This is a genomic window from Duganella sp. GW821-FHT07F09, from assembly GCF_059418705.1.
The window spans coordinates 33148-40154 of the sequence record NZ_JBWKQJ010000025.1; the positions used below are offsets into that span (position 1 = coordinate 33148).

Consider the following 7007-nt stretch of genomic DNA (forward strand, 5'->3'; position numbering starts at 1 on the left):
GATACGTGGAGGCACGTAGGGCGGATTAGGCGGAACGCCGTAATCGGCCCTACGTGTTTTAGAGGTGTTACTGCTGTACTTGTACTTTGGTGATGTAATACTCCGTCTCGCCGAAACACTGCGTCGGCACGCCCTTGTGCTGCGAGTAGCTCAAAATCACGCGCTTTCCGGTGGCGTCGGTCAATTGCTTGGCCACATTTTCATCGCGCACGCTGAACTCGAACTTCTCCGGTATCGCGCCTGGCATCGAGGTCAACAAAATCTCCCCTTCCCAGGTCTTGCAGATCCAGCCACGGGTGGAAAACTTTTGCAGGTAGCCCGCGCGCTCGCCATCCGAATAGGAAATATGCAGCATCGCCCAAGTATAGGCAACGAAAACCAGCAGGGTGGCAGCCACCAGGGCGATGAAATACAGAACGATACGCGATGATTTTGTCATAAGTAAGCCGGTTGGATATCCAAGTAAGTCCGCAATGTTTTCAATCTTATCATGCGGGGTGCAGTCGCTTGTGACGGATTGACGACCACAGCGACACGGCGATGAACGCCACCCCCGACAAGCCCGTGAACCACTCCGGGATATGGTATTTGACACTGGCCAGCATGATCAGTGCCAAAATACCGATCGCATAGTGCGCGCCGTGTTCCAGATAGACGTATTCGTCCAAGGTGCCCTTGTGCACCAGGAACACCGTCAGCGAGCGCACGAACATCGCGCCGATCGCCAGGCCCAGCATGATGATGACGACATCCTTGGTGATGGCGAACGCGCCGATCACGCCGTCAAAGCTGAACGATGCGTCCAGCACTTCCAGATACAGGAAGCCGCCGATGCTGCCGCGCGACACGGCCGAGACCACGGCGCCGACGCCGGCCTCGGTGGTGTCGCCGTCCTCGGCCGGCGGATCCTCCTCCAGCAGGCTGCTGATCCAGCCCACCGCCAGATACACGACGACGCCGACCACGCCGGCGGTCAGCACGCTGAATTTCTCCGCTTCCGGCACCAGGTAGACGCAGCCGAACACTCCCGCCAGGGTCAGCAGCACGGCCAGGCTCTCGGTGCCGTGCTCGCCCACCTTGGCCTCGATCCAGCCCAGCCAGTGCAGTTCCTTTTCCTCGTCGAACAGGAAGTTGAGGAACACCAGCAGCAGGAAGGCGCCGCCGAAGGCCGCCACCTGGGCGTGCGCGCCGGTCAGGTAGCGCGAATATTCGTCGGGCTTGGTGGTTGCCATGGTCCACACGTCGAGCAGGCCCAGGCCGGTGGCCATGGACACTATCAGCAGCGGAAACACCAGCCGCATGCCGAACACGGCCACCAGGATGCCGACCGTGAGGAACAGTTTGCGCCAGAACTCGTTCCAGTGGCGCAGCACGGAGGCGTTGACCACGGCATTGTCGAACGAAAGCGACACTTCCATGATGCCTAGCACTGTGCAAATCCACAACGCTTGCAGCAGGCCGGAGCTGCCGCCATGGTTGAAGCCCCACCAGCCGGCCAGGCCCAGCAGGATGAAGGTGACCGCGAAGGAGATACCGAAATGTCGCATGATTGTCTTTATTGAAATGATGTGATGGGCTGAATTTTAGCTGAGTTGCTTCCGCCACTGTGAACCCATCTGCGATAATTGCGCCACAAAAATGCAAAGGAATTCCGGATGGACATCGCTTACCTCGTCACGCCCCTGATTACCTGGGTCACCGTCGGCCCGATCAAGTTTCTTATTAATAGTGCCAAAGCGCGCAAATGGGCCTTCAATCTGGTCGGCAACGGCGGCTTTCCGAGCAACCACAGCGCGGTGGTGTCCAGCATGGCGACCCTGATCGCGCTGCGCGAGGGCATCGGCCATCCGGCGTTCGGGGTGGCCGTGGCGCTGTGCTTCATCGTCGTCATCGACGCCAACAGCCTGCGCCAGCACGTCGGCAAGCAGGCCGCCGCTATTAATAGACTGGCGTCGGCGGAGAGCCGGCCCGCCGCCGTGCCCGCCGGCCACACCTGGCTGCGCGAACGGATGGGCCACACCGTGGTCGAGATCATCGGCGGCCTGTGCACCGGCATCGCCATCGCGCACGCCATCCACGCCATTTTCGGGCGCGGCTAGTTCCCGCCGGGCACCCCGGACCCAAGAGATACCTCGGAGACACGTAGGGCGGATTAGCGCAGCGTAATCCGCCAAGCTCCGTCGGCGGCGCATGGCGGATTACGTGCTGCGCACTAATCCGCCCTACCTGTCTCCGGGGTTTGCAGGTGGCCCCGGGCCGTAATTCGGTCGTTCATTTCCCTCCGCTCTACCGTTCATCCTCCAATTCGGCATTTCAGCCACACATTCTGCCGTCCGTCGCACGCCGATTGACCTCCGCCGGCCACTCGGGGATACTCTGCGCGCTGTAGTCTGGCTAAAATACTAATAGCACCACGTCCACTATCTCGGAGAACTTTATGTTGCGCAAAACCCTACTCGCTCTCGCCGTCGCTGCAGCCTTGGTTGCATGCGGCAAGTCTGCCAAGGAGCCCGAGAAAGGGGCGGCAGCCTCGGCCACCGCCAAGGCGGACGGCAAGGGCGACAAGGACGCCAAGAAGGAACCGGAGGTGGTGCTGCAGATGGCGCAGGAGGATATCCTCGCCGTCGAATCGAACTCGCTCGCGTCCGGCCCGGTGATCACCGGCTCGATCCAGCCCGAGCGCCGCGCCGACCTGCGCGCCGAGGTGGGCGCCGTCGTAATTCAAGTACTCAAGGAAAACGGCGAGGCTGTCAAAAAGGGCGACGTGTTGGTGCGCCTGGACGAGACTTCGATCCGCGACAGCCTGACCTCGGCCGAGGAAGCCTCGCGCGCGGCCCAGCAGTCGCTCGCCCAGGCCGAGCGCATGCACGAACGTAACACCACCCTGCGCGCCTCCGGCATGGTCTCGACCCAGGCGCTGGAAGACGCCGAAATCCGCCGCAACAACGCCCTGAGCGATCTGTCGGCCGCCCGTTCGCGCTTGGTGGCGGCGCGCCAGCAACTGAGCCGCACCGTCGTGCGCGCGCCGTTCGACGGCATCGTCAGCGAGCGCAAGGTGTCCAACGGCGACACCGCCCAGGTCGGCAAGGAGTTGATCAAGGTGATCGATCCGTCGAGCATGCGCTTCGAGGGCCTGGTGTCGGCCGACAAGATCGGCGAGGTCAAGGTCGGCCAGCCGGTGCTGTTCCGCGTCAACGGCTATCCGGGCCAGAACTTCAGCGGCAAGATCAAACGGGTCGATCCGGCCGCCAACGCCGTCACCCGCCAGGTCGAGGTGTTGGTCGAGTTCGCCGAATCGGCGCAGCCGAGGGTGGCCGGCCTGTATGCCGAAGGCCGGGTCGAGTCGAAATCGTCGTCGTCGCTGATGGTGCCGCCGTCGGCGCTGGTGCAGGCCGGCGACAACAATTATGTGTGGCGCGTCAAGGGCGGCACCGTCAACAAGGTGCCGCTGACCATCGGCGCGCGCGACGAGCGCAGCGGCCGCTGGCAGGTGCTGTCCGGCCTGGCCGCCGGCGACACCATCGTGCGCGTGCCCGGCTCGGGCTTCAAGGACGGGCAGAAGGTCGTGCTCAGCGCGCCGAAGCCGGTGTCTTCGGCCACCGCGTCGGCCTCGACCTCCACCGTGGCAGAAAAATAAGGAATAACCGCCATGTTTTTATCCGATTTCAGTATCAAACGGCCGGTCGCGACCATCGTCCTGATCGTCGCCATGATGTGCCTGGGCCTGATGGCCCTGAGCAAATTGCGGGTCAACCAGAATCCCGACGTCGAAGTGCCGTTCATCGTCGTCATGATCCCGTATCCGGGCGCGTCGCCGGAAACGGTCGAGCGCGAGATCGTCAACCGGCTTGAAAAGTCGTTCCAGTCGATCACCGGCGTCACCGAGGTCAACTCGACCGCGTCGGAAGGCCAGGCGCGGGTGTTCATCAAGTTCGCCTTCAGCAAGAACCTGATCGAGGCCTCCGACGAGATCCGCAATTCGATCGCGTCGGTGCGCTACAAACTGCCGATCGAGATGCGCGAGCCGATCCTGCAGCGCATCGACACGTCGGCCCAGCCGGTCATGCAGCTGGCGCTGTCGTCGAGCGTGCAAAGCCACGCCATCATCTCGCGTCTGGCCGAGGACAAGCTGGCCGACCGCTTCCGCGGCATCGACGGCGTGGCCTCGGTCAACATCGACGGCTCGCTCAAGCGCGAGCTGAGCGTGCTGCTGAAGGCCGAGAAGCTGCGCGAGTACAACGTTTCCGTGGGCGACGTCGTCAACGCGTTGCGCAACCAGAACACCAACGCGCCGGTGGGCAAGGTCAAGGGCGACCTCGACGAGAAGAGCATCCGCCTGGTCGGCCGCATCGAGCGCCCCGAGGACTTCCAGCAGGTCGTGGTCAAGCGCAACGGCGACGAGCTGGTGCGCCTGGCGCAAGTGGCGACCATCGAGGACGGTTTCGCCGAGATGAGTTCGCTCAGCGTGCGCTCGGGCAAACCGAACGTCGGCATCTCGATCACCCGTTCCAAGGACGCGTCGACCGTGACGGTGGCGCACAAGGTGCGCGCGATGGTCGAGGAGATGCGCAAGGAATTGCCGTCCGGCGCCACGCTGGAGGTGACCGAGGATGGCGGCGAGGACGCCGAGAACAGCCTCAACAACGTGATCGAGGCGCTGGTGTTCGGCGCCGGCCTGACCATCTTCGTGGTCTACGCGTTTTTGAATTCGTGGCGTTCGACGATGATCACCGCGCTCAGCCTGCCCACCTCGGTGATCGCCGCCTTTATCGGCGTCTGGCTGTGCGGCTTCACCTTGAACTTCATGACGTTGTTGGGCCTGTCGCTGGCGATCGGCGTGCTGATCGATGACGCCATCGTGGTGCGGGAAAACATCGTGCGCCACATGCAGATGGGCGCCGACCGGCGCACCGCCGCGCTCAACGGCACGGCCGAGATCGGCATGGCCGTGGCCGCCACGACCTTCTCCATCATGGCCGTGTTCATTCCGGTGGCGTTCATGCCGGGCATCACCGGTGAGTGGTTCCGTCCGTTCGCCTTGACGGTGACGTGCTCGGTCGCGGTCTCGCTGCTGATCTCGTTCACCCTGGATCCGATGCTGTCGGCCTTCTGGGGCGACCCGCCGGACCACCACACGGCGCCACGCAAGGGCCTGGGCCGCGTGCTGGAACGCTTCAATATCTGGTTCGACCATCAGGCCGACCGCTACGGCAACGTCATCGCCTGGGCCTTGCACCACCGCAAAGCGATGGCCATATTGGCGGTGCTGACCTTCGTGGCGGCGCTGGGCCTGCAAGCCAAGCTGGGCGGCTTCAGCTTCCTGCCGGCGTCGGACTTCGGCACCATCGCCATCGACGTGCGGGCGCCGTCGTCGGCCAGCCTGGAATACTCGCGGCTGAAACTGGACCGCGCAGCCAAGATCGCCTTCACCATCAAGGAAACCAAGCAGACCAACGCCTACGTCAACCCGACCGGCGGACGCATCTATGTCGACATCGGCAAGAAGACCGAGCGCAAGCGTTCGGCCATCGAGATCGCCAAGGAATTGCGCGAGAAGCTGGCCGGGCTGGTCGGCGCCGAGTTCACGGTGCTGGAGGACCTGAGCAACAACGCCGCCAAACCGGTCGAGATCCAGTTCACCGGCGCCGATTCGCGCAAGCTGATGGAAATCACCAACGCCTATATGGACCGCCTGCGCAAGGTGCCGGGCGCGGTCGACGTCAGCCTGTCCGAGCAGGACCCCAAGGACGAGCTGCAGATCGAACTGAACCGGGGCTTGGCGAATTCGATGGGCATCGCCGCCGGCGACGCCGCCCAGGCGCTGCGCGTGGCCTTCGCCGGCATCGAGGTGGGCGACTGGGTCGACCCGACCGGCGAATCGCGCGACGTCGCCGTGCGCCTGGCGCCGGAGGACCGCACCAGCGCCGAGAACATCGAGCGCCTGCCGATCGGCGTGGCCGGCACCAACCAGATGGTGCCGCTCGACCAGATCGCCAGCGTGACGATGGGCAAGGGCCCGTCGACCATCAAGCACAAGGATGGCAAGCGCATCATCTCGGTCAGCGCCAACGCCCAGGGCCGTTCGCCGGGCGAGGTGACCAACGACGCCATGAAACTGGCCAAGGAAATCGACTTCCCGCCGGGCTACGGCCTGTCGCTGGGCGGCGCCGGCAAGGACATGAACGAGGTGTTCAGCCAGATGATGATCTCGCTGCTGGCCGGTATCGGCCTGATGTATTTGATCCTGGTGATGCAGTTCGGCTCGTTCACGGCGCCGATCGCCGTCATGCTGTCGCTGCCGCTGTCGCTGATCGGCGTGGTGCTGGGCCTGTTGATGACCAAGGGCACGATTAATCTGATGAGTTTGATCGGGGTGATCATGCTGATGGGCTTGGTGGCGAAGAACGCCATCCTGCTGCTCGACGCCGCCCGCAAGCGCGAGGAGGAGGGCTACAGCCGCGAGGATGCGCTGATGTATGCCGGGCGCATGCGTCTGCGTCCGATCCTGATGACGACGTTCGCGCTGATCGCCGGCATGTTCCCGGTCGCGCTGGCGTTGGGCGAGGGCGGCGAGTTTTACCGTCCGATGGCGATCGCCATCATCGGCGGCACGATCACTTCGACCGTGCTGACGTTGCTGATGGTGCCGACCTTCTACGACAGTATCGAGATCAACAAGGACAACCTGGCGATCAAGTACAAGCGCCGGGTGGACCACTGGACCGGCCGCTTCGGCGCCTGGGGCACGGCGGTCGCGTTCGTGCAGACGGCGATCGAAGTGTTGTTGTTCCTGACGTTGATCCGCTACGTCTACCGCACGCTGATGTGGGGTGTCGGCAAGGTCACCGGCAAGCGCGGCGGCGGCAAGCCGGTCGTCGTGGCGCCGACGGTATCGCTCAACAAGAGCGCCTTCGATCCGCAATAAAACAGCGGGGTCAGATACCGTCTTGAATAGCAAGCCCTTTCACCAAGTAATTGGAGTCGAAGGGCTTGCCGTTGTGGATCAC

The 7007-nt window shown here is 63.5% G+C and carries 5 protein-coding genes; 3 read left to right on the plus strand and 2 right to left on the minus strand.

The window, feature by feature from the left end:
- Positions 1-67 precede the first annotated feature (67 nt).
- Together AC07P1_RS32865 and AC07P1_RS32870 are read right to left on the minus strand one after the other, a co-directional pair.
- Positions 68-439, minus strand: coding sequence for a DUF8785 domain-containing protein (locus AC07P1_RS32865; protein WP_494699796.1), 372 nt, complete (start codon positions 437-439; stop codon positions 68-70).
- A 49-nt stretch (positions 440-488) separates the two neighbouring features.
- Positions 489-1547, minus strand: coding sequence for a DUF475 domain-containing protein (locus AC07P1_RS32870; RefSeq protein WP_494699797.1), 1059 nt, complete (start codon positions 1545-1547; stop codon positions 489-491).
- Between the two features lie 108 nt (positions 1548-1655).
- Between AC07P1_RS32870 and AC07P1_RS32875 the strand changes: the two genes are divergently transcribed.
- From AC07P1_RS32875 to AC07P1_RS32885, 3 genes are all read left to right on the plus strand, one after another.
- Positions 1656-2099 (plus strand): divergent PAP2 family protein, encoded by a 444-nt coding sequence (locus tag AC07P1_RS32875; RefSeq protein WP_315221478.1) that lies wholly within the window; start codon positions 1656-1658, stop codon positions 2097-2099.
- A gap of 338 nt (positions 2100-2437) precedes the next feature.
- The gene (locus AC07P1_RS32880; RefSeq protein WP_494699798.1) at positions 2438-3637 is read left to right on the plus strand and encodes an efflux RND transporter periplasmic adaptor subunit; all 1200 of its coding nucleotides are present in this window, start codon (positions 2438-2440) and stop codon (positions 3635-3637) included.
- 12 nt (positions 3638-3649) lie between these two features.
- Positions 3650-6925, plus strand: a complete 3276-nt coding sequence (locus AC07P1_RS32885; protein WP_494699799.1) for an efflux RND transporter permease subunit — start codon at positions 3650-3652, stop codon at positions 6923-6925.
- Positions 6926-7007 lie beyond the last annotated feature (82 nt).